The sequence below is a fragment of the Pseudomarimonas salicorniae genome (assembly GCF_023156535.1).
Lineage (GTDB): Bacteria > Pseudomonadota > Gammaproteobacteria > Xanthomonadales > Xanthomonadaceae > Pseudomarimonas > Pseudomarimonas salicorniae.
The window spans coordinates 14,382-37,018 of sequence record NZ_JALNMH010000010.1 but is presented as its reverse complement, the minus strand read 5'-3'; the positions used below and the strand labels follow the sequence as shown (position 1 = coordinate 37,018).

Below are 22,637 nucleotides of genomic sequence, written 5' to 3'. Positions count from 1 at the left end.
CGTCCGTCCGAAGCCCGGACACACAGCCCGCCACGCCCGGCCACGGCCCGTTCGCCCTGAGGTATCGAAGGGCGAACCCCCAGGCCTCGGCAGAAGCACGCTCTTCGTTGCCATCGCAAGCCAACCGGCCTGCCGGGTCGCGGGTCGCCACCTGCTCCCCTCTCCCGCCGGGAGAGCGGTCGGGGGAGAGGGTCCGGCCAGCCCCTGACGCCCCACCTTCCACGCCCACCCGGCCCTTCGCTCCACCACCCGGCACCGAACCGGACGCCGCCACCTGGGCGCAGCGCACCGAGGCCGCTGCGAAAGCACTTGCCCAGCACCCCTGGCTGCGCGATTACCGGGCAGCGCCGGACAGCGCCGCCGAGCGCCCCACCTTCCTCAACAATCTGATCCACTCCGACTCGCCCTACCTGCTGCAGCACGCCTTCAATCCCATCGACTGGCGCTCGCTCACGGATCCGGGATCAGACAGCGATCGCCTGCGCCTGGTCTCGATCGGCTACTCCACCTGCTACTGGTGCCACCGCATGGCCGAGGAGGCGTTCTCCGACCGAAGCGTCGGTGAACTACTGAACACCCGCTTCCACGCCATCAAGATCGACCGCGAGCAGCACCCCGAGATCGACGCCCGCTACATCCGCCTGCAGCGCCTGGCCGGGGGCGAGGTCGGCTGGCCGGTCACCGTCATCGAATCGGCGCAAGGCGAGCCCCTGTTCGTCGGCTCCTATCTTGAGCGCGATGCCCTGCTGTCCCTGCTGCAGCGGCTCGACCGGATGCGTGAGCGCGCCCCCTCGGCACTGGCCGCAATGGCCTCGGGGCTGCGCGCACTGGAGGCCGCCCGCCCTGCCCCGCCCAGCTCGGGCGCGCTGGCCGAGCGCCTGCCGCCGACCTCGCTTGAAGACTTCCTCAACGACGGCTGGGATGGCCTCCACGGGGGCCGCGCAGGCGCGCAGAAGTTTCCCGAGCCCGGCCTGCTCGACTGGCTGCTCGCCCGTGCACTGAGCGAGGGCTTCGACAGCCCGGCGGCCGCGGCCCTTGCCCTGCAGCTCGACCGCATGGCCACGGGCGGGCTGTTCGACCCGCTGCACGGCGGCTTCTTCCGCTATGCCACGCGCAGCGACTGGGGTCATCCACACTTCGAAAAGATGCTGTACACCCAGGCCCAGCTGCTGGATGTCTATGCCAGGGCCGGCCAGCACTGGAACCGCCCGGCATGGCTGGCCATCGCCGCCGCCACCCGTCGTTTCACCGATCACTGGCTGCGGCAGCCGGATGGGCTGTATGCCAGCGCAGTCGATGCACGCTTCGAGGACGTCGAAGGCGGCTTCTATCTGCGCGCTACCGCGGAGGCCGCGCAGGTGAGGGCGCGGCATCCGATGCTCGACGCCGATCCGCTGGAAGCCGGCATCCAGCTGCGGCTGCACCGCGACGCACTTGCCCGGCCCCGACTGGACGACGAGCTCAGGGCCCTGCAGGACACCCCCGCCCCCCCGGACAATCGACCGTTCATCGACGGCAAGACCCTGACCGGCTGGAACGCCCGGCTTGCCTCGGCCCTGCTCAGCGCAGCCGAGGCGGGCCTCGACCCACGCGCCGAGACGGACGCCCAGCGCATCCTGAGCGCGCTCTGGCCGCGCTTCGAGGCCGCCAGCGGTCGCATCGCCCGCGACCAGAGCGGCCGCGTCGACGGCGGCCTGGAGGATTACGCCCGCTTTGCCCAGGCCCTGCTGGACCTGCACGCCCGCACCCTGGAGCCGGCCCTGCTCGAGCGCAGCGCCCAGCTGCTGCAGGCCGCGGTGCAGCGCTATCTGGGCAACGAACCCAGCCGGCTTGACGCCCTGGCGCGCGACGGCGAGCAGAGCGCACCGCTGGGCGCCCTCTGCCTGGCCCTGCAGGCCCAGCTCAGTCGCCGCTTCGATGAGCGCTGGCAAAGCGCCGCGAGCCGCTGCGCAGAGGCACTTGCCGCCTTGCCGCTGGACAGCGCAGGCGATGACTGGACCGCGCAGCGCGTGATCCATCTGCCCGAGAGCCACGGCCCGCCGCCCATCGTCTTCTTCGCCGAGGGCGCCGGAAGGGCCCGCATGCTGGCGACCCCGGGCGCAGACGGATCGCGCGTCCAGATCGACCTGCAACCCGGCTGGCATATCAATGCGGCAGAGCCGGGCAACCCGCGACTGATCGCCACCCGTCTGATGGCGCTGTCTGCCGGCGGCGAGTCTCTCGACGTCCGCTATCCGCAGGGCGCCGAAACCCTTCTCTCGGTCTTCGACGAACCGCAGCGGCTGTACGCGGAACGCGTGGTGTTGGAGATCAGCGGGGAAGCCGTGTCGGCAACGCTGCGCATCCAGGCCTGCAACGACCGCGTATGTCTGTTGCCGGAGCAGCTGAGGCTGTGGCGCTAGTCCAATCCAGCCCTGATCGGCGACCAACCAGCGGCGCAATCTTTGCAGTTGCGGCCGGTTAGTCGCACAATCGGGAAATGGCCACCCAGCGCGCGACCGCGTGCATCCATTCCGGGCGGGCCGCTCCGGCAGCTGCCGGCGGGGAGTTCCTGTCCCGTTGGCCACTCGCCAACGCACATGACAGGGGGTCACCATGCGTACGACACCAGCACTCCGAGCCATCACCGCCGCCATCGCCATGGGCTTCTGCACCATGGCCGTCGCCGAGGACGCCAAGTTCGACGCGGCCCGCGGCGCCATCGAGGCCGGCACCGCCGCCCCCGCGTATTCGCTGCGCATCGCCTTCCCCGACGGTCGGCTGACCGAGCGCGAGATCCTCGCCGGCGAAACCATCGCCATCGAACCTAAGAGCCCCGGCGGCACGCTCGCCGAGGGTCTGTACAAGTACGAACTCCGCCCGATCCTCGGCTTCGCCCAGCGCGGCGACAACGAGGCAGTCGAAACCCCGAAGGCCGAGCCCGTCGCCTCGCAGTCGGGCACCTTCCGCGTGCGCCAGGGCCTGTTTTTCGCCGGCGACGCCCAGGACACCGAGGAGAAGGCCGTCGTCGCGGGCAGCGACCTCGACTATGGCGTTCGCATGAAGGACCAGGTGATCCTCGACGACCTGATCGTCGACGGCAGCGCCTGCATCGGCCAGGACTGCGTGAACGGCGAGAGCTTCGGCTTCGACACCCTGCGGCTGAAGGAGAACAATCTCCGCATCAAGTTCCAGGACACCTCCAACAGCGCGTCCTTCCCGACCAATGATTGGCAGATCACCATCAACGATTCCACCAATGGTGGCGCCAACAAGTTCTCCATCGACGACATCGACGGCGCTCGGACACCCTTCACCATCGAAGCCGGCGCCCGGACCAACAGCCTCTATGTCGAGAACGACGGCGACGTCGGCTTCGGCACCGCCAACCCCGTCGTCAACCTGCACGCCGTCGACGGCAACACCCCCACCCTGCGCCTCGAGCAGGACGGCAGCAGCGGGTTTACTCCGCAGACCTGGGATGTGGCGGGGAACGAGGCGAACTTCTTCATCCGTGACGCGACCAACGGATCGAAGCTGCCGTTCAAGATCAAGCCGGGAGCGCCGGACAACGCGTTGTTCATTGCGTCCACCGGCAGGGTAGGTCTGGGGACAACGTCCCCATCTGGCGGCCTCCACGTCCGAAGCACGCAGATTCCTCAGACAGTGATCGAGAATCCGTCCGGAAATACTCGCATGGACATTGTACGCCCCGGTTCAATAAACGTTGGGCAGATCCTGTTTGCGACAGGCAGCACATTCGATTATCAGATCGGAGAGCTCAGCACCGATGTGCTCGAGATTCGCAGCTTCAGCGCGGCCAAGGGATTGGCGGTGAACGCCGCGGGAAACATCGGCATCGGAACGCTCAATCCCACCGTGAGTCTGGACGTGGTGGGGGATATCGCGGCCTCGGGAATGGTCACGCAAGGCTCGGATGTCCGGACGAAGAACAATATTGAGCGAGTGGATGGTGCGAGCGTGCTCAACAAGCTGATGCGCCTGCCGATCTTCAGCTGGAGCTACAAGTGGGACGCGAATGGCGAGCGGCACGTTGGACCGATGGCCCAGGATTTCTATTCGGCGTTCGGTCTTGGAGGGTCCGACACCCGCATCGCGCCTCTCGATGTATCCGGCCTCGCCATTGCTGCAGTCCAGGAGTTGAACGCGGAGCTGGACAAGAAGGAGAAGCGGATCTCGGATCTGGAGGCGCAGATTGCTGAACTCCGCGCATTGATCCTTGAGGCCGCCCGCTAGGCGCCCGACAATGCGGTTCGACTGGACGGCCCGGCGCTCTCGGGCCGTCCAGTTCACCGATGATCCAAGGGGAGTTCTTGAACGCTCGGTTTGAGGAAATCTACGAACGCAACGAGTGGGGGCATGGTTCGGGGGAAGGCTCACTGCCTGTCCACACGCGATCGTACGTCAGGTTTCTCGAACGCTTTCTCCGCGCTCACCGCGTGCGCTCGGTTGTCGATATGGGCTGCGGGGACTGGCAGTTCTCGCGTGGTATTGATTGGGGATCGGCCGAGTATCGCGGCTACGATGTCGTACCGTCTGTCATCGCTTCCAACGAGGAGCAATTCTCAGCACCGAACGTTTCCTTCCATTTGTACTCGGGGAACCCGCAGGATCTTCCGTCCGCGGACCTGCTCCTGGTGAAGGATGTCCTACAACATCTTCCCCACGATGCGATTCACAGGTTTCTGCCCTGCGTGCAGAAGTACCAACACGCATTGATAACCAACTGCGTCAATCCGCGCGGGATAACCGAGAACGTCGACATTCCACTGGGGGCTTTTCGCTATCTGGACCTCCGCCGGCCGCCCTTCGGGATCGATGCGAAGCAGGTCTTTTCGTTCAAGAAGAACACGGGACTGCTCTCCCAGTTCGCACGCCGGCCGGAATGGAAAAAGGTCGTCCTGCATATCCAAGGCACGTGCCTCCGCCCCCCGCAGCGATGAATCGGCTCCGTCGTACACGCTGACGGACCCCAGATGTCGGGGTTATCGAAGTACCCGGAAACCCACAAACCACCCTGTCTTCAGTGCGTGCAACGCCACGCGCCCGCCTAGGCCTCCGATTCTCCCGGGACACCCCGGCGAACGCCGAACACCCAGCTGCGCTTCAACAGGAAAGACGGGACGGAGCAGACAATCGCCGCAGCAGCGAATCCGAGAAGCTCGCCCCAGGAAGCTCCCAACAAAGACCCCAGGAGGGCCTTGAATACCGGCGAGCACGCAGCAACCAGAAGCATGATGGCCAAGTTCGCTACGACGAACCGTGGAAATGCGCCCGGGACCCCGAAAATAAATCGCTTCTGGATCGCGAAGTTCAGGACCACCAGGGGAAGATAGGTCAAGGCCGAGGCAAGAGCGTATGGGTAGGGCGCCCGCGCATCTTCGAAGAAGCGAAAGAGGAGCAGCTGCAATCCCCACGCGATCAGACCGAGCAGCCCACCATTGATAAAGAACTTCAGGTACTGACGTAGGATCATTTCTTCCGGATCACCGTGAGCCGGTGCAGCGTCCAGTGACGCGCCAGGGGAGAGATTGCCGACTCCACCGCAGAAAGCAGTGGCGCGGTGAAATCCGGAAGAAGCTGGCGGAAATTCACTCCACCGGAAACCAGATAGCGCATCGCATTGAGCTGATAGCTCTGCTCCACGATCTCCAGGGCGCCCCCATAACGCGCTTCGAATTTCGGCCGGTCTCGCTCGAACACGATGTGGGCAAGCGCCTGATTCGCACCGGACAGGGGTCCGCGCACGCTGTCGAGCCGCCAATCCCGCTGAGTCTTGTCGTATGTCTCGTCGCTGTGCAGGTAGCGGTGCACCGTAGCGGACGCGAAGCCACCGTGGGGCTCGATGAGCAGAGCTGCGCCCCCCACTTTCAGAACCCTTTTCAGCTCGACGAAGAAACGCTCGACATCACTGAGGTGATGAAACACGTTGATAGCGTACACGCAGCGGACGGAGCCGTCGGCAAAGGGCATATCCAGCGCGTCGACCCGCATGTCTATGTTGTCGGCAGTCCGTACATCCGAGGTAGTAAGCCCGGGCCGTAACGACTTCATGAAGCCCGCTCCGGTTCCCAGCTCCAGTTCGATACCACCGGGGGAACAGTGCCGATCCGCAGCCTCGATCATGTTCGAATAGAAGGTCTCAAATGCCGATCGCAGAAGGCGCTTCTCCGAGAGCAATCGACGATGGACGTCCAACAGGTCGTTATCGTCGACCTCGATCCCGCGCACGCGCGGGTCAAGCAGGAAGTTTCTGAAGGTCTGCATCATGTAGAGAGTTCACCGATTGAGGACCGATGGTCAGCGCGCTGGTTGGCGAGAAATCCCCGAAGGTTGTCCGAGGTGACAGGAAGCGGAATAGCGAGGCGCTCGCTGAGATCAAGAATCCTCAGCGCCAACGAAGAAGGCACGTTCATGATCAGGCGGGGGCGATTGCGCGCGGCCACTTCAAGCACAAGATCCCTCAGGGCGCGAGGGCGCGGCTCGAAGAGATTGAGGACTCGGGAGGCCGGCCCCAGCTGCAGTACTCTAAGGAAGAGGTCGCAGAGTTCCGCGAGATCGATACAGTAGACCTCCCCCTTGCCGCCGTCCGGCAGCGGAATCACCGGGGAGGCGCGCGCAATCTTGGCGATTCGCCCGAACAATCCCCCATCGCCGATGACCAGGCCCGGGCGCACGATCCACACGTCCTCGCTCTCCCCCAAGACCTTCTCGAGCTCGTGCTTGACCCGCCCGTAGCGGGACTGATGGTGCTCCCCTGCGGAGAACGAGGAGACGAACACCTGACGCCGGACCCCGCGCTGTCGCAACGCATCGATGAGCTTCAGAGTGCCCCGAAAGGTTCGGTCCGCACCCGCTTCGCCGTCGAAATCGTGCGCCAGATGCACTGCACCGTCCGCATTCTCGCAAGGATCCAGGTCGGGAATCTCACCGAGACTCCACTGCCTGGCGACCGCCCCCGAGGCGGGCCTGCCGCGCCTGGAGTACGCGATCGAATCGTGACCGAGCGCGTGGCTGCGAGCGATCAGTGCGCTGCCTATGAACCCTGAGCTTCCAAAAACAGCAATCTTCATGCGGTCGGCAACGCACCCGGCCGGGTAAAGCCCAGCGACCCGGCTGCTGATCAATGCCTGACCCCGACGCCAATCGACCGGGCCAGTGGGCGAAACTCCAATCGTAGCAAGCATCATTGGGACTGCCCAGTGCGCCCGTGGCTTCAAATCGGGGCAGATGACCGGGCGCAGCTGGTAGAATCCTCGCGCGCCAGCCAGCCAGGCCGTGCGCGAGCGTCCCAACCCGACAGCCTGGCCGCCGAGTCAAGGACTTGGCTCCGCTCGGCGCGGGCCCCACCCAAGGGCCTGAATCTGGACTCGGAATTCGATCCGCGGGGCGACCCGCATGTGCGCGAGGCACGCGCGTTGGCAAGCGTCTGATGAGCAAGCACCACTCATACAAATCCAAACTCCGGAAGGATTTCAGCGCGCGTATTGAGCTCGCCCTGGTGTTCCTCGGGCTTGCATGGCTTATAGGCGCCAACCTCAGAGCTTCAGTTCAGTCCGGGGAGCTGTTTGACGGCGCACTCCTGCCCCCATCCCCTGGTGAAATCAGCCTCTGCCTGGCTGTCGAGGCCGGAGTCTCGGCTGCCTGCAACCGGATGATCACGCGATCAGAAGGGTTTCACGGCGAGGAAGGGTTTGGCCAGTGGACGGGCCGATCACCCGCTACCATCTACGACGTAGGCCCCGTCCATCCAGGCTCGACGGTGACGGTCTGCGCGTCTGCGTTCGTTGGTGCATCGGGCGTTGTCGGTGAAGTCCGTATCGGCCCCCAGCCCTTTCCTGGGACGTTCCAGCCTGCCGAGACGTGTGCAAGCTTTCTCTACGAGCACCCGCGGGCTGCCAATCGACTCTCCTTCAACGGCTTTCCCGCGGTCACCCCGCTTTCTGTCGGGGTGGGCGATGACACCAGGCCGCTCGGACTCGCGATTCGCTCAATCGTCATCGCCCCGCCCGCCAACACCCCCAAAAAGTAGCCTTGCCCACGGGGAAACCACCCCACTCAGCCAAGATTTCCGGAGTATTGATGAGTAGATTCTCTGTAGTGGTCCCCGCATACAACGAGGAGAAAACGATCGAGAAGGTAGTCCGGGACATTCTCGCCGTTCCGGAAGTGCACCGCTGCCTCGTGGTCGACAACAATTCCAGCGATAAGACCAGCCAGGTGGTGGAAGGTCTGCTGCCCGAGTTCGGAACTCGACTCGAACTTGTTCGGTGCGCCGAGCAGGGCAAGGGCCACGCCTTCAAAGCGGGCGTCGCTCGCTGCATCGACGACGAGTTCGTGGGGCTGATCGATGCCGACGACACTTATCCTGCTCAGGCCTTCTCCAACCTGCTCGCTGCCGCCCGGCGCGACCGCCTGGACATGGTCGTCGGAAACCGTTTCGAATTTGGTGGCTATCAGAGAAGCAACAAGCGACCCGGCCACATCGCCGGGAACCAGGCGATCAGTCGATTCGTGCGCTTTATCAGCGGCGTCGAGGTTCAGGATGCACTGAGTGGGCTGCGGGTCTTCTCGCGTAGGTTTCTGGAAACGTTCCAGAACAGGGCTGACGGATTCCAGCTTGAGACGGAGTTCTCGGTGCATTGCGGCAAAACCGGGCTCAGATACCGGGAGCTACCGATCGAGTTCCTCGATCGTCCAGCGGACAACCCCAGCAAGCTCAACACCTTGCGCGACGGTTACCGAATCCTGAAGTTCGCGATCTTCAACTCCGCTCTCTCGTTGACCTCGCGCCTCGGATTCATGTTCGGCTTGTGCTCGGTCCTTGTAGGGGGAGCACTCGGGGTCAGGGTGATCTGGGAGTATCTGTCGCAAGGCCGCGTCACGGCGATTGCGCTGGCGGTCGCAGCCGCGTTGTTCCTGATCGTCGGCGCTCAGTTCGTCCTGTTTTCCGGTGTCGACAGCCGACTCCGACGAATCGAGAGAGCGCTGCTGAAGTGAGCTCCATGGCCGGATCAGGCCGCGCAGAGGAAGTCGCCGAACTGATCATCGGTAGCGGCCCCTCCGCCTATGGCTATCTGGTTGGCAAGAAGTGCGCCCGACGGAGGTGTCGGTCGCTGCTCATCACAACCACCAGCACCGACGCCCGGGTGCCGGGACTTCATCCCAAGCTCACCGTTCGAGGCCAGCTCATCGTCGAACCCGGCCCGGTTTCGCTTCACGACGGCGCCCAACCCGTCCTGATCACGAGCGCCTTCGGAGGCCTTTCGAACGCGTGGGGCGGAGTTCTGGCCTCGCTGGACCGGAAGGAGCTCGAGGAGATGTATGGCCCCGAAGGCGGCCGCATCGAACAATTCTACGACCCGGTCATTGCAGAACTGTCCATCGACCATGTCCTCGGTGAGTACACGTTCCCTTCCGAGCCGAAGGTGCACGTCATTCGTGGGCGGGACCCGTCCGCCTGGGAAACCGGGGGGCTCTCGGTGGGGCCGGGCGTGGAACGCCTCTGTCGGGAACTGGACACGGAACTGTGGATTCCCGCGAAGCTGCTTTCTCTCTCAGCGCAGGGTGACGGCTGGATGGCTCAAGTGGAGAAGGATGGTGACCAGGTATCAATCGCCGCTCAAAGAGTGGTCCTGGCTGCCGGTTCGCCAGGCAACCAGAGAATTTTCGGGGGGGCGGCAGCGCTTTCGGATCACGTGCCCTACCAGATTCTCCAGTTCGCCCCCTTCGCCAGGAAGTCGGATCAGTTGGTAGGCGAAATAAGCAGGCAACGCGGCGCCATAGACGTGGACTACTGGGTACGCCACCTTTCCGGGGACTTCCTTCGGAAGATGGCCGGTGCGCCTGCGCCCCTGCTGGCCTGGATGGCCAAGCGGCTTCCGCTCGTGTTGACCCAGAGTTGGACCGGGCGCACGAAGGCCCGCCGAACCGGAGTGCAATGGAAGTCGGGGTCGGCGCTCACGTCAATCGCAGACCTCATGAGAACTGTCGTCAGGCTGACTGCTCGGGGAAGGATGCCCCTTGCGTGCAAGAAAACGCCTGCGGGAGCGGGCTTTCATTACGGCGATCCCGTCGCATCGCGCGCGCCTCCGGTCCCGGGCCTCGTTGTGCTGGGGGGGTCTCGCGTCCGAAACCTGCCAGTTGCTCATCCATCTCTTTCCTTCATGGCCCACGCCGCGCTCGAGGCAGCGAATGAGCTATAGAACTCTTTACCGATGGGTGCCGATGGCCTGCACCATTGTCCTTGTTGCGCTGCTGCTGGCGGCCCTGGCGCGAAGCCACTCGGCATTTCCCGGAAGCCAGGCCGCAACACCTCTTGGATGGTTCGGCTGGTATGACCAGGGCGAGTACCTGAAGCAGCTCCAGGCCTTGATGCGGGGAGAGCGGGACATAGGATTCACCGGCACCTATCCTCCTGGCTTCATGCTCGTTCTGCTGCCGCTGGCGCTGCTGCTACGGGCAGTTGATTTGGGCGGCGCTGAAGCGGCCCTGATTCTGGGAAACCTTGGCCTGGTCGCACTGGCCTTGTCCTTGATCGCGATTCGCCTTGGCCGCGTTCGCGGCCCTTTGTTCCTGGCGGCATTCTGCCTGTTCATCGCCCCGGTCCAGTACTTCTCGGCCGCCTTCGTCGCCCCTTGGAGCAGCTCGTTGACGCTGGTCGTAGGCGCGTTGGCATTCTGGCTACTGGCCGACAATCAGGAGTCCAGACGGACGCCGCGTTCGGTTCTCGTGATTCTTGGCGCTGCGTTCGCCCTGCTACTTCACACCCGCCCGCAGGATTTCGTGCTCCTTGGGGCATGCACAGGGATCCTGGTTTGCCTTCAAGCGTATCGGCACGCCGCGCTGCGCCCCCTGCTGTTCCCCCTGGTCATCGGGTTTGTGGTGGTGGAATCACTGATCGTCCTGGGGTTTTGGGGTTTTCCGCTAGGCAACAGCTACGGGCAGTCGCATTCGTTCGTGCCCAGTCTGGTTCCGCTCAAGGCAGTCGGCCTGATGACAGGTGATGCCAGCTACGGGTGGACGAACAAGGGTCTGCTGACCGAGTTCCCGATCCTGGGCAGTGTGGCGCTTGTCGTGCTTGTTGCCGGCGCCCTGTCCGGCGGTCTCTTCGGCGTGCTGTTTCTCCTCGGGTGGATGATCATCTACCTCTCCTTCTCGGATCTCGGGCCACACAATTTCATCCAGTACGGCCTGTTCCACTATATAAAGACGCTGTTCGTAGTCAGCCTCGCAGCCCTGTTCCTCGCGGGCACGCCCAGAGTGCTGCTGGCCGCTGTCTCCATCGCACTTGTTACCGCCTTCGCTCGGGTGCAGCCGGTGGCCGGCAACTCGTCTCCGGGCGAAGCGGACTGGTGCAGCACCGGATTGGTTCTCGACAGGCAAGCCTCAGCTCAGCAGCTGTCCAGTGAGTTCTTCTCACCGCCCAGCTTGCTCTTGAACGGTCAGCCACTTAAGCCATTCGGTGATTACCGAATGTTTGCGGCGGACTCACTTACCTACGTGCACTTCTTCCACGCAGAGGGCCCGCTGACGGGCTTCCAGACACCCGATTTCCCATCCAACACGCCCACCTACTGTTTCAACCGCGAACTGGTTCTGAGAGGGTGGTAGGACAACAATGAGTTCGACTCCACAAACATCCACGAACGACCCGAGCGGCATGATTCCTGCGGACGCCGTTCAGGACGCGGAATCCGCGCAGCTCCCCCTGGCGATACGTTGCAGCGGGCTGGGCAAGGTGTATCGGCGCTTCCAGAATCGCTGGGTGAGGTTGCTCTACTGGCTGGGCTTCGGTGAGTCGAAGGGCGTCGAGGAGACCTGGGTTCTTCGCGGAGTGAGCATCGCTGTTCCGAAGGGTCAATCCATGGCCATCATCGGAGTCAACGGAGCGGGAAAAAGCACGCTGCTCAAGATGATCGCCGGTACTTGCGACCCCAGCGAGGGACGCGTTGAGGTCGCCGGGCGGATCGCAGCACTTCTGGAGCTCGGAATCGGATTCCACCCTGAGTTCACAGGCCGGCAGAACGCGATCATGGCGCTGCAAATGCTTGGTCACGACCCCACCGGCACTCCTGCGCTCGTGGAGGGCGTTCAGGAGTTTGCACAGATTGGCACCTATTTTGAGCAGCCACTGAAAACCTATTCCAGCGGAATGCAGGTCCGCCTTGCTTTCGCCGTCGCCACGCAGGTCCGTCCGGATATTCTCATCATCGACGAAGCACTCTCGGTGGGTGATGTCTTTTTCCAGCAGAAGTGCTTTGAAAGGATTCGTGGCTTTCGTGCCGAAGGCACTACCCTCCTGTTTGTAACGCACGATTTCGGCTCCGTGTATGCGCTGTGCGAACGCGCCATTCTTCTGGGCCAGGGCCGACTGATTAGGGACGGAACTCCGAAGGAAGTGATCGACGAGTTCCAGGCCATCGCGCTCCGTTCCACCTCGCCCCAGCCGACATCCTCGGCGATGGTTGCCGAGGCTCCCGAAACTGTGACGCAGACTGTCCCGGACACCGGAGAAGTAAACACGCCAGAACCGCGGCCGCAGGCCCCCGACGACGATTCCGGAGGCAACGTGCATAGCCATCTCGCTTCCATCGAGTCGGTCCGTTTGCTGTGGGAAGGTGTCGAGGCCGAAGTTGTACCCTCCGGAGCGTTCATTGAGCTCGAGATCGAGGCCAGCTTTCACGGCCTGGTGGACGAGCCACATGTCGGCTTCCAGATACGCGATCGATTCGGGTCACCGGTGTTCATGACCAACACCCACTGCATGCGACGGACCATGCCCGCGGCGTCCGCCGGAAGCCGCAGGGTGACGAGGTTCGGATTCGCCCTGCCGCTGGGGCCCGGCGAGTACTCGATCACGGTCGGTTTGGCCAACCGGGGGCTGGGCGAGGCCAGTTTCGAGGCGATGCTGTCCCGCCGGCAGAATGCCGCGAAACTCAAGGTTGCGCGGAATCTGGAGGACCCGATCTGGTCTGGATTGGTGAATCTATCGCCCTCCGTGTCTTGGAATGACCGTCGAGAGGCTGGAGCATGACCAGTGGGGCGGCCTCGCGGCGCAAGAGGCTCCTTGTCACCACCAGTCGGTCGCTTCTGCTGTTGGACCCTCACTCGGGAGAGCAGGACACCGTGCACTCCGGGAAGGGGCTGTACTACGGCATTGATGTAGGCCCCCACGACGTATTGGTGGCGGCTAGAAACCGCATGGTCTCCTCGGAGGTTCCCCGCGAGCATGAAAGAGCGGAGATCCTCGTCTTCTCACGGGAACTGACGCTGACCGACTCTATGACTGCTCCCTTTCCGATGCGGGACGTGCATCAGCTTCGCAGGATCGGAGAACGACTCTACGTCACCTGCTCATTCGACAATTTCGTGGCCGTCCATCAGGCAGGGGAATGGACTCGGTGGTATCCGCTGGGTCGGAACCTCGATCGAACCGGCGATGTGAATCACTTCAATACCATTCACCCTATCGGGGAGACTATCGGAGTGGTCGCCCACAACTTCGGCCCCAGCGAGATCCTGCTCTTCGAGGAGGCGAGCCTCAACCTGCTGAACCGGCTGCCTCTGGGGCAGCAGGCTCATGACCTCTGGATGGAGGAAGACGCCCTCTTCCTGTGCAGTTCCGCGGAGGGAAGTCTTCGGAGCACACGGGGCCATGAGGTGCGGACCGGGAAATTTCCCCGGGGCGTCTGCCGCTCGGACGGAGTGACCTACGTAGGCCTCTCGGAGATCGCCGAGCGGGGAATGCGCGATCTGACACGTGGGGAGATCGTTGCCTTTGATGCCAGCTGGTCAGAGCTCCGACGCTATGATCTTGGGGAAGTGGGGTTGGTGCTGGACATCAACACACTCGAGTGACCGCGTCAACATCGAGCCCCATGCCCGGCGACTTGATCAACCCGAGAGCGATTGCAAACGATTGCGCATCGAACTGTCGAACCCCCCTACAAGGTTCGGAAACCTGTTCCGGACGACGTGTTCGTGCATGACCATGTAAGCGCCATCTGGCACGTGGAGATCGACAATCGTCCTGTTGTCGGCATCGACCGCATGCAGGACAGGAAACACTGACCGGAGGAAGTCGAGGAAGTCGGGAATCGTAATGCGCTGCAGTACGTCCAGGCAGAAGTGATTCATCTCGAGGACGACGGTGGGCTGACAGTCAGAGAGCACCCTCCGGGCACCCCGCAGCACGCTCTGCTCGAAGCCTTCAACGTCCAGCTTGAGAAACGTGGGACGCAGATTCCGCTCTCCGCATACGGAGTCCAAGGTTCGTATCTTGATGCATTCGGTGGTATGCCCCTGACTGGGCCGCACCTTCTCGCTCACGTATGCCCCGGACCTGTTGTTGGTCGCGAAGGTGATCGACGTTTCAGCCTCGCACTCCCCGAGACCAATGTTTAGCGCCTCGACGTTGCCGATGCCGTTTCGACTCAGGTTCTGCGAGAGGAACTTGAACGTGGTTGGGCTTGGCTCGAACGCATAGGTTTGTTTCGCGACCGAACTGAAGAACAGGGCCGTGAGACCAAGATTGGCGCCGATATCACAAACAACTTCGTCATTTCCGAGCAGCGCACGAAACAGCTGGACCATGTGGGGCTCGAACTCCACCCCTACCTGTTCAAGATATCTGTCGTCCGACTCCACCAACCGTGGCTGTCCGGCGATTCGAATCTCCCTGATCATCCCTCCCCCCTTTCTATCCCCGCGCACGGGTCTCAAGAATAATAGTCGGCGGATCTCTGGAATCCGCCGGACCCAGTCCTTCCATTGAAAACTCGCTACCAACCGCTGCGATTCCCGGCGCTCGCACCGCAGGTTAGACACCCATCCAGCTTCCGCTCTCCCGGAGGGTCTCGGTCCACCCAGCCCTCACGCTACTCGTTCCCCGACGCGCGGAACTCTACCCCCTACGCGCGACGATGGGGACTCGGGCTCCATCCCGGGATCTAGTGCCAGGGAATCCCCGCGTCCACCGAGAGGGATCACAAGGTCGCGCAGTCGCGATGCCGCATCTCGCCAGGTCAACCAGCTCATGCCTTGCGACACGGGGTGGGCGTTTCGGGCGTAGAGCCCGAGCCAGTCGGCGATCGAATCACTGAGTCCCTTGGGATGATCCGACGCAAAGTAGTACGCCGCCTCCCCTGCAACCTCCCGGAACACGGGAAGGTCGCGCGCGATGATCGGAAGTCCGTTCTGCGCAGCCTCGATCAACGGCAGCCCGAAGCCTTCACCGTAAGAGGCCGCGATCAGACAGCTGCTGGCCCCATAGATCAGTTGGAGATACTCATCGCTCGCGGAGGGGAGCCAGAACAGCCTGGAGCCGGTCTCGACATGCCGCACCAGTCGGTCGGCCAAGCGCTCGGTCATCCAGCCCGGCTTGCCGACGACCGCCAGATTGACGTCCACGCCTGACTGCCAGAGGTGCTCGAAAGCAGCGAGGACCTGTGCGTGTCCCTTGCGCGGCTCCAGCGTTCCGACCATCAGAAAGGTGGGGCGCGCGGCAAGCTGCTCGATCACCTCGGTTCCGTCTGCAGGCAGGCCGACGGACGGATTCGAAGCGTCGACATCGGCCCCCAGATGGAACCAGTCGACGCGGCAGGCGGAAGCAGAAGCGCGGCTGCCCGCCTGCTGCTCCATCCAGCGCTCAAGCTCCTGCGCAACGGCTGCCGAGATGCATACCGCACCGTCCGACTCCGCCACCACCTCCAGCCAACGTTCGAAGCCCTCCTGCGCGCCCTCCGGGAAGAACTTTGGCATCAGCACACAAAGCAGATCATAGACAACAAACCGCACGGATACCCCCTCACGGCGCATCTGGCGGAAGCAGTCCCGCCGCGCCACCTGCACGATCGGCTGCAGGTCCAGGGCAACGAAAGTGTCCCCCGGGGCGTGATCGATCGGATCGTCGTCCCCCATCGGCTGATCGAGTTCAAGGAAGCGTCGAGTGAATGTCCGGGCATAGCGGTATCCCGATCCCGCGGTTGCGTAGACGGGTTCGACGATATGGCCCTCCGGCGGTGCCCGGAGCCACTCCTTCAGGACGGCGCGTACAACGCGCTGGATTCCGGTCCTGGCATCACGCTGGACCAGCTCCGATACATCGACCAGCAGCTGGCGCGGCCGATACCCTTCGCCAACGAGAATCTTCTTCAGTCGCTCGGTGCTTTGGGCCCAGGTCGACCACGCGATGCCCTTCGACGAGACCATGTCGCCCCTTTCCATCGACTCCAGCCGTCCGCGCATCGCTTCAGCGAGAGTCCCGGCATCCGTTCCCCGGAAGTAGGCCGCGTTGTCTCCCGCCACTTCACGAAAGACCGGAATATCCCTGGCCAGTATCGGAATGCCGTGGCGGGCGGCTTCGATAAGCGAAAGCCCGAAACCCTCACTTATGCTGGCCGCAACGAGGCAGGAGCTGGCGAGGTAGACCTTCTCCAGCAGGGCATCTTCGATCCCCTCCAGCCAGAACAACCGCTGCCCCTGCTCGACATGGTTTCGCAGACGGGTGGCAAGGCGCTCCACCTTCCAGCCTTCCTTGCCCACCAGGACCAGGTTGACGTCCCGGCCTTCACTCCAGAGCATCTCCACTGCATCGAGGATCTGCTCCTGACCTTTCCGGGGCTCAATCGTCGACACGCACAGGAAGGTCGGACGAGCACGAAGGCCTTCCAGCAGCGCCCCATGCATGTCGAGCAAGCCGACCGGGCACGCAGCGGTATCGAAATCGGCCCCGTTGTGCACCCAGTCGAGCCTGAATCGCGGACTGGTTGCCCCGGAGCGTTCGCCAATCCAAGCCTGAAAATCATCGGCCGTGGCCCTGGACACGCAGATGGCACCGTCGGTCCGGGCAATCATCTCAAGCCAGCTGGCATGCAAGTCCGAGGCGTCGCCATCCTTGAACAGATCAGGGAACCGGACCGGAATCAGGTCATGCACGATGAATCGAACCAAGACGCCGTGCTCGACAAGTTTTAGAATGAAGTCCCGGTGCGCCAGTTGAACGTGGTGCTGCATGTCGAGACCGAGGAATACATCTCCCCTGCGCCAGAAGATGGGCTCGTCTTCCCCGGCGACCTCGTCCAATCCCATGAATCGCGCCGTGAACCTGCGCGCGTAGCGATAGCCCTCCTCCCTGGTAGCGAAGACGGGTTCTACAGAGAACCCCGCTGGGGGAGACCTGAGCAGATGTTTGAGATAGCTTCGGACGACGCGTTGCACACCCGTGGCCGCATCGCGTTGGCATAGTTCTGAGACGTCCACGAGTAGCTGTCGACGAAGACCCGCGCTCTCGTTGCTGGCCAGCATCACCGCGAGTGCGCCGACATCGGCGAGTCCGGTGGTGCTCAGGGTAGCGGCCAGGGCTTCCCGGAGTTCGGCGAAATCGAACCCGGAGATTGGCTTCCCTGCAGGTAGCTGAGCGCCATGGTGGAGGGCCTCCCAAGCTTCGATGCTGCGCCGGGCGGTCTCATCCCAGGAAAATTTTCGGGCCTGTACTGCGCCGTGGGACCTCAGTCGGGTCCGGAAAGCCTCATCCTCCAGCCCCCTCCGAAGTGTGTTCGCAATCGAGGAGACATCGTGGGGATCGAACAGGGCCTCTTCCAGACCAATGACCTCGGGCAAACTGGAAGTGTTCGACCCGATCACGGCGGCACCGCATGCCATCGCTTCGAGGACCGGCAGGCCGAATCCCTCGTGCCAGGATGCGAACGCATACAGATCGGAGCATGAGTACAGCTGCGCGAGCTCCTCATTGCTCACGTAGCCGGTGAAGAGCAGTTCATCGGGCGAAAGCCCCGCTCCGCGGGCGACGTCAATGAGTTGAGCGACATTGCCTTCGGGCATCCGGCCCGCGAACAGCAGCTGGCATCGCCGCCTCAATGAGGACGGCAGCGCTCCATACGCCTCGATTAGCCGGGGGAGATTCTTCCGCTCGTCCGCCCCCCCTGAATAGAGCACGAACCGGTCCCGGACACCGAAACGGCTCAGCAGTGCTGCGCGCTCCTCAGGCTGGAGGGAACGAGGCGTAAAATCGGCGTCGACTGCGGTGGACACGTTCACGACCTTGCTGTCCGCGACGCCAAGCGCTTGGACGCCCTCATCCCGACTGAAGCGGGAAATGGCAAGGTAGAGGTCGGCTCGGCGGAGGTGCTCGACCTTGCGCACGTAGTACTTCTTGTAGGCAGGGTTTGGAGTGAGGTAATGATCCGGATTGAGCAAGGGGATCAGATCGTAAAGAGTGACGCTGACCTTGGCCCTGCCAGCGACTCGACCGATACTAGTGACAGCGTCGTCGCAATAGCCCTCGAAGAGACTGGTGACGTGCACGACGTCAGGCTCGAGGCTCTCAATGAAAGCCTCGCGGAGAAGTTCGGATGTCTTCCTTCGGGACTCGTTCCCCGGCTGCGTCTCGCAAACCGGCTGCGGACCGTACCAGACTCGGATGCACTCGTTTGGCAGCAGACCGCCGAAAGCGTCGCGGATTGGCTGGATGGTTTCGGGAAAGAGCCCGGAAAGCGCGAGGACGACCTCGTTCCGGCCTCGATTGCGCACCACTGCCTTCGCGAATGACATGACGTAGCGGCCGATACCGCGGTAGCGGCTCTCCGTTTGAGCGCCCTGCATGTCGAGCACGATTCTCATCGACCTTGGGCCTCCAGTTGGTATTCCATCGCGCTGGAAAGATCGCGCAGTATTCGCCTGGCGCGAGGCGTCATCGATCGGTATCGATCAGCGTCCAGCAGAACGCGGGGCGGCGCAGCGGAGCTGGCCTCCTGCCGAAAGAACCGGCGGCCTTCTTCGCAGCACGAGAGATCTCCGAGAAGCCGCCACCTGCTCCCTCCCCTCTCCAGAACCTCCAGATGGTGAAGGAGCCCGGGAAGATCGGGGGTCCGGCCCAGCAGGGCGCGGTAGGCGAAGTCGACGAAGGTCCGGTCGGCCAGGGTATCAAGGTAGTCGCGCTCTTCCGGGCTGAGCAAGCTCGGTAGCTCGGCGGCGATCCGGATTCCTTCACCGGACAGATCATCAGCCATTGATCACATACTCCTGCGGTGACCTGGACGAGGAAGCCCGGAGAACGCCCGAAACAGGTCAGCCTCGCCCCATACAGATTCAACGCCCCTCCACGCGGCGATTCTGGCCGCATCAGCTGGGAACCCACGGGGGGCGCGGCCCTTCTGCCGGACTGTCGGCTCTAACGGCCGAAGAGCAGACTCCGTCGCAGGCACCGTGGCGAGGCAATCCAGCCCCTGTCCGACGTCCTGCTCCCGTTGCTTTCGACCACGCCCTTCCAACCTGAAAGGGTGCTCAGCAATGCTCAGGACCAGTGCCCAAGGCTGCCGGTCAACGAGCATCCCGCTGGCAAGCTCCCTGAGGGCGCTTGCATCCGCTCCCGGGGCAACGTCAAGCGACGTCGCGGACCGCCCGACCGATCCGAAGAGAAGGGTTCGGAACGAACGGCTCCGGCGCCGACTCACCCGCTGCCTCAAGGCGAACGTGCATGATCTTCCATCCTTCGCAGCCTGGCTTCCCGCCCGAGGCAAACGCGGCCGAACCGCGCGCGACGCGAAGCGTCGAAGCAGCGATCCTGTACTAGGGCAGGTCACAGGCGACGTGAACTAGCGGGACAGTCGCCGCAGATCTGCGTCGACCATCATCGTTATCAGCTCGACCAGGGACGTTTTCGGTCTCCAGCCGAGCTTGCTCATGGCCTTGGCAGGATTACCCAGAAGCACATCCACTTCGGCGGGCCGGAAGAAGTTTGGATCGATCACGAGGTGTTTCTCCATATCCAGCCCGACATGCTCGAAGGCGATCCTGCACATGTCACGGACCGTAGTGGTCTCTCCCGTCGCCACGACGTAATCGTCCGCTGCGTCCTGCTGCAGCATCAGCCACATTGCCTCGACGTAATCCCCTGCGAACCCCCAGTCGCGTTTGGCATCGATGTTCCCCAAACGCAGCTCCTGCTGCAGGCCCAGCTTGATGCGGGCAACCGCATGCGTCACCTTGCGCGTCACGAACTCGATACCCCGGAGCGGAGACTCATGGTTGAAGAGGATGCCGCTCGACGCATGAAGGCCGAAGCTTTCCCTGTAGTTGACCGTGGCCCAGTGCGCCATCAGCTTCGCCACCCCGTACGGACTGCGCGGATAGAAGGGCGTCTTCTCATCCTGCTTGTCGGCCTGGATCAGACCGAACATCTCGCTCGTCGAGGCCTGGTAGAACCGACAATCCTTGTTGACGATCCGAACCGACTCCAGCACGTTGAGTGCCCCGACTCCGTCTACCTGCGCCGTCAGCAGGGGCTGTTGCCAGGACGAACCCACAAAACTCTGGGCGCCGAGATTGTAAACCTCGTCGGCCTTGGACACCTCCATCGCCCGAAGAAGCGATGAGAGGTCGGTGAGATCCCCATCCAGCAGTCGAACGTCCTGTTCGATTCCCAGCTCGCGGAGCCGCCATAGCGTGTCGGAGCTGCGTCGAGCGAGTATTCCGTGAACCTCGTAGCCTTTTCCCAGGAGGAGGCGGGAAAGGTAGGCGCCGTCCTGGCCGGTGATTCCAGTAATGAGCGCGTTTCGTGCCGCCATGATTCAATCCTTCCTTGCGTAGTCCAAAATATCCCTGAGCGTGACATCCATCGGCGTTTGCGGGCGCCAGCCCGTATCCTCGTAGAGAAGCCGAGGATCAGCGACCATGCGTCGTTGTTCCGAGGGGCGCATCCGGCGGGGATCCTGATGGATCTTGACCTCGACACCTTCCAACTCGCACATCCTGACCAGGAGCTCCCGAATGCTCCTTTCCCGCCCCGAACCAATCAGATAGGTGCGCCCCGACACGCCGAGGGTGAGGATAGCAGCGTAGGCCTCGACGACATCACGCACGTCGGTGAAGTCTCTGGAAACGTCGATATCACCCGCCTCGACAATCGGCTCACGGGCTCCGGATGAGATCTCGGCGACCTGCCTGGCGAGGGAAGGAAGCACGAAGCGGTCGTCCTGGCCTGGCCCCACATGATTGAAGGGCCGCGCGATGCAGACGTCCATACCTTCGGAGTGATGCCACTGGAGGCAGAGCTTCTCCGCCGCGAGCTTGCTCACTGCGTAGGGGTTTCTTGGCTCAGCCTGCCACGCCTCGTTCACGGGAAGCGCAGCATCCGGAACCCGGCCGAACACGTCGCCGGAACTCACAAAGAGCATTCGTCCGGGGAACGCCACCCTCTGCAGGGCCTGGAGAAGATTGAGTGTTCCGAACAGGTTGATCTCGAGTGTTTCTCGAGGCGCCTCGAACGAACGGGGAACGAAACTCTGCGCGGCCAGATGCAGTACCGCATTCGGGCGAATTTCGCTGACTGCGTCGACGACGGCCTCCAGGTTCCGAATGTCCAGTGTAGGCATCGGAACCACCTCGAATTGATGCCTGGCATCTGTTGATAGGCAGCGAGTGACCCACTGCCCGACGAATCCTGTGGCGCCTGTAACCAGCAGTCTCTTCATGCGGCGATCGCCCTTTCGTATACGTCGATGGTGTTCTCCACGCACGCCGACCATGAGTGCTGCGCGGCCCGCGCCAACCCGGCGAGTCGGGCTTCTCCACGCCAGCCCTCATCAGAGAGGACAGCGATCAACCCTTCTCGGATGGACTCTACCTGCTCGGGCGAAACCAGCAATGCCGCTTCGCCCCCGACTTCGGGCAGCGACGACACATTGGAGGTGACGCAAGGGACACCAGCGGCCATTGCTTCCAGGAGCGGGAGCCCGAACCCTTCATGCAACGATACGAACGCGAAGGCATGCGCCCCGGAATAAAGCGCCGGCAGGTCCCCTTCAGTCACGTATCCGAGAACCACCAGTTCACCTGAGGCCAGCAACGGCGCCATCACCTGTTCTATGGCCTCCGTGTGCCAACCCCTTACCCCGACCAGCACCAACGGATGTTTCCTGCGCAACGAGACCGGAAGAGTCGAGTAAGCCTGAAGGAGCCGCGCAAGATTCTTTCGGGGCTCGATCGTCGCAACGGCAAGCAGATAAGCCCGCCCGCACAGACCATACCTTTGCAGAATCGGGGCTGTCTCCTCCACAGGAAGCGGGCGGAAGGCGCGGTCGACGCCGAGGGGAACGGTGTAGACCTTGTCCGGCCGGACGCCCCCGATGCTGATGACCTCGCCTCTTACAAACTCGGAGTCGGTGATGAAGCACGTGGCCTCGGCGAACACCCTGGGCATTTCACGGTTCATCAGTTCTACGCGCTCCCGAGGATGGTGTTCAGGGAAGTGCAGCCAGGAAAAGTCGTGGATGGTCACCACGCTGGGTCCCGCGTGTCGCATCAGCAGGTAGTTGGGAGAGTGGAGCAGGTAGTCGCCGAATCGCCCCTTCATGCTCCGACGAAACCATAGATCACGACCCGCGAGATACGCTTTCAACGCGAGCCCCTTTAGCGGAACGCTTCGCCTGATCGAGGCCAGAAGCCGGTTTGCCGAAAGCGCCTGATCGGGGTCGTCAACCCAGCGGTAGGCGGAGAAGAACTTCACGTCGGAGACTCGAGGATTGCCCCGCACTCCCCGGGCGAGCTCCAAAGCGTATCTGCCGATTCCCGTCAAGGGAGGCGAGATCGCATCAACGTTCAGGATCAGACGCACA

At 63.0% G+C, this 22,637-nt stretch carries 18 protein-coding genes; 9 read left to right on the top strand and 9 right to left on the bottom strand.

The window, feature by feature from the left end; genetic code table 11:
* Window positions 1–107: 107 nt before the first annotated feature.
* The 3 genes from M0G41_RS12415 to M0G41_RS12405 all read left to right on the top strand — a co-directional run bounded on the left by M0G41_RS12415 (window position 108) and on the right by M0G41_RS12405 (window position 4,943).
* Window positions 108–2,402: a thioredoxin domain-containing protein gene (locus M0G41_RS12415; RefSeq protein WP_248209792.1), complete on the top strand. Its 2,295-nt coding sequence runs from the start codon at window positions 108–110 to the stop codon at window positions 2,400–2,402.
* Between the two features lie 193 nt (window positions 2,403–2,595).
* The gene (locus M0G41_RS12410; protein WP_248209790.1) at window positions 2,596–4,236 is read left to right on the top strand and encodes a tail fiber domain-containing protein; all 1,641 of its coding nucleotides are present in this window, start codon (window positions 2,596–2,598) and stop codon (window positions 4,234–4,236) included.
* A gap of 77 nt (window positions 4,237–4,313) precedes the next feature.
* A complete protein-coding gene (locus M0G41_RS12405) occupies window positions 4,314–4,943 on the top strand; it encodes a class I SAM-dependent methyltransferase (protein WP_248209787.1) in 630 nt (209 codons plus the stop codon).
* 107 nt (window positions 4,944–5,050) lie between these two features.
* Here M0G41_RS12405 and M0G41_RS12400 read toward each other — a convergent pair whose 3' ends face one another.
* From M0G41_RS12400 to M0G41_RS12390, 3 genes are read right to left on the bottom strand one after another with little or no spacing between them, the layout of a single operon-like run.
* A complete protein-coding gene (locus M0G41_RS12400) occupies window positions 5,051–5,476 on the bottom strand; it encodes a GtrA family protein (protein ID WP_248209749.1) in 426 nt (141 codons plus the stop codon).
* Complete coding sequence (locus M0G41_RS12395; RefSeq protein ID WP_248209747.1) at window positions 5,473–6,270, bottom strand: class I SAM-dependent methyltransferase; 798 nt, start codon at window positions 6,268–6,270, stop codon at window positions 5,473–5,475. The genes M0G41_RS12400 and M0G41_RS12395 overlap by 4 nt, the downstream gene beginning before the upstream one ends.
* Window positions 6,267–7,073: an SDR family oxidoreductase gene (locus M0G41_RS12390; protein WP_248209745.1), complete on the bottom strand. Its 807-nt coding sequence runs from the start codon at window positions 7,071–7,073 to the stop codon at window positions 6,267–6,269. The genes M0G41_RS12395 and M0G41_RS12390 overlap by 4 nt, the downstream gene beginning before the upstream one ends.
* A 359-nt stretch (window positions 7,074–7,432) precedes the next feature.
* Between M0G41_RS12390 and M0G41_RS12385 the strand changes: the two genes are divergently transcribed.
* The 6 genes from M0G41_RS12385 to M0G41_RS12360 are packed head-to-tail and all read left to right on the top strand — an operon-like array spanning window position 7,433 to window position 13,860.
* Window positions 7,433–8,032 (top strand): hypothetical protein, encoded by a 600-nt coding sequence (locus M0G41_RS12385; protein ID WP_248209733.1) that lies wholly within the window; start codon window positions 7,433–7,435, stop codon window positions 8,030–8,032.
* Between the two features lie 50 nt (window positions 8,033–8,082).
* On the top strand, window positions 8,083–9,000 hold the full coding sequence (locus M0G41_RS12380; protein WP_248209730.1) for a glycosyltransferase family 2 protein: 918 nt from the start codon (window positions 8,083–8,085) through the stop codon (window positions 8,998–9,000).
* 5 nt (window positions 9,001–9,005) lie between these two features.
* Window positions 9,006–10,205 carry a hypothetical protein gene (locus M0G41_RS12375; RefSeq protein WP_248209729.1) on the top strand — a complete coding sequence of 400 codons (1,200 nt, stop codon included), beginning with the start codon at window positions 9,006–9,008 and terminating at the stop codon, window positions 10,203–10,205.
* Between the two features lie 22 nt (window positions 10,206–10,227).
* On the top strand, window positions 10,228–11,613 hold the full coding sequence (locus tag M0G41_RS12370) for a hypothetical protein (RefSeq protein WP_248209725.1): 1,386 nt from the start codon (window positions 10,228–10,230) through the stop codon (window positions 11,611–11,613).
* Window positions 11,614–11,662: 49 nt separating this feature from the next.
* Window positions 11,663–13,036, top strand: coding sequence for an ABC transporter ATP-binding protein (locus tag M0G41_RS12365; protein WP_248209723.1), 1,374 nt, complete (start codon window positions 11,663–11,665; stop codon window positions 13,034–13,036).
* A complete protein-coding gene (locus M0G41_RS12360; RefSeq protein ID WP_248209721.1) occupies window positions 13,033–13,860 on the top strand; it encodes a hypothetical protein in 828 nt (275 codons plus the stop codon). Before M0G41_RS12365 ends, M0G41_RS12360 begins: the two co-directional genes overlap by 4 nt.
* 36 nt (window positions 13,861–13,896) lie before the next feature.
* Here the strand turns inward: M0G41_RS12360 and M0G41_RS12355 are convergent, their stop codons facing one another.
* The 6 genes from M0G41_RS12355 to M0G41_RS12330 form a co-directional block, all read right to left on the bottom strand.
* The gene (locus tag M0G41_RS12355) at window positions 13,897–14,688 is read right to left on the bottom strand and encodes an FkbM family methyltransferase (protein ID WP_248209718.1); all 792 of its coding nucleotides are present in this window, start codon (window positions 14,686–14,688) and stop codon (window positions 13,897–13,899) included.
* A gap of 186 nt (window positions 14,689–14,874) precedes the next feature.
* On the bottom strand, window positions 14,875–18,642 hold the full coding sequence (locus M0G41_RS12350) for a glycosyltransferase family 4 protein (RefSeq protein WP_248209717.1): 3,768 nt from the start codon (window positions 18,640–18,642) through the stop codon (window positions 14,875–14,877).
* Window positions 18,639–19,031, bottom strand: a complete 393-nt coding sequence (locus M0G41_RS12345) for a DUF4214 domain-containing protein (RefSeq protein WP_248209708.1) — start codon at window positions 19,029–19,031, stop codon at window positions 18,639–18,641. Before M0G41_RS12345 ends, M0G41_RS12350 begins: the two co-directional genes overlap by 4 nt.
* A gap of 585 nt (window positions 19,032–19,616) precedes the next feature.
* Window positions 19,617–20,588, bottom strand: coding sequence for a GDP-mannose 4,6-dehydratase (gmd, locus tag M0G41_RS12340; RefSeq protein WP_248209706.1), 972 nt, complete (start codon window positions 20,586–20,588; stop codon window positions 19,617–19,619).
* Between the two features lie 3 nt (window positions 20,589–20,591).
* Entirely contained in the window at window positions 20,592–21,494 is a 903-nt protein-coding gene (locus M0G41_RS12335) for a GDP-mannose 4,6-dehydratase (protein ID WP_248209704.1), read from the bottom strand.
* A complete protein-coding gene (locus tag M0G41_RS12330; RefSeq protein WP_343226486.1) occupies window positions 21,491–22,636 on the bottom strand; it encodes a glycosyltransferase family 4 protein in 1,146 nt (381 codons plus the stop codon). The genes M0G41_RS12335 and M0G41_RS12330 overlap by 4 nt, the downstream gene beginning before the upstream one ends.
* Between the last annotated feature and the right edge of the window lies 1 nt (window position 22,637).

Excerpts from the sequence above, each read along its gene's own strand:
- M0G41_RS12410 (WP_248209790.1), top strand. The coding sequence starts at position 2,596 with ATGCGTACGACACCAGCACTCCGAGCCATCACCGCCGCCATCGCCATG.
- M0G41_RS12400 (WP_248209749.1), bottom strand. The coding sequence starts at position 5,476 with ATGATCCTACGTCAGTACCTGAAGTTCTTTATCAATGGTGGGCTGCTC.
- M0G41_RS12395 (WP_248209747.1), bottom strand. The coding sequence starts at position 6,270 with ATGATGCAGACCTTCAGAAACTTCCTGCTTGACCCGCGCGTGCGCGGG.
- M0G41_RS12390 (WP_248209745.1), bottom strand. The coding sequence starts at position 7,073 with ATGAAGATTGCTGTTTTTGGAAGCTCAGGGTTCATAGGCAGCGCACTG.
- M0G41_RS12385 (WP_248209733.1), top strand. The coding sequence starts at position 7,433 with ATGAGCAAGCACCACTCATACAAATCCAAACTCCGGAAGGATTTCAGC.
- M0G41_RS12380 (WP_248209730.1), top strand. The coding sequence starts at position 8,083 with ATGAGTAGATTCTCTGTAGTGGTCCCCGCATACAACGAGGAGAAAACG.
- M0G41_RS12375 (WP_248209729.1), top strand. The coding sequence starts at position 9,006 with ATGGCCGGATCAGGCCGCGCAGAGGAAGTCGCCGAACTGATCATCGGT.
- M0G41_RS12370 (WP_248209725.1), top strand. The coding sequence starts at position 10,228 with ATGGCCTGCACCATTGTCCTTGTTGCGCTGCTGCTGGCGGCCCTGGCG.
- M0G41_RS12365 (WP_248209723.1), top strand. The coding sequence starts at position 11,663 with ATGATTCCTGCGGACGCCGTTCAGGACGCGGAATCCGCGCAGCTCCCC.
- M0G41_RS12360 (WP_248209721.1), top strand. The coding sequence starts at position 13,033 with ATGACCAGTGGGGCGGCCTCGCGGCGCAAGAGGCTCCTTGTCACCACC.
- M0G41_RS12355 (WP_248209718.1), bottom strand. The coding sequence starts at position 14,688 with ATGATCAGGGAGATTCGAATCGCCGGACAGCCACGGTTGGTGGAGTCG.
- M0G41_RS12350 (WP_248209717.1), bottom strand. The coding sequence starts at position 18,642 with ATGAGAATCGTGCTCGACATGCAGGGCGCTCAAACGGAGAGCCGCTAC.
- M0G41_RS12345 (WP_248209708.1), bottom strand. The coding sequence starts at position 19,031 with ATGGCTGATGATCTGTCCGGTGAAGGAATCCGGATCGCCGCCGAGCTA.
- gmd (WP_248209706.1), bottom strand. The coding sequence starts at position 20,588 with ATGGCGGCACGAAACGCGCTCATTACTGGAATCACCGGCCAGGACGGC.
- M0G41_RS12335 (WP_248209704.1), bottom strand. The coding sequence starts at position 21,494 with ATGAAGAGACTGCTGGTTACAGGCGCCACAGGATTCGTCGGGCAGTGG.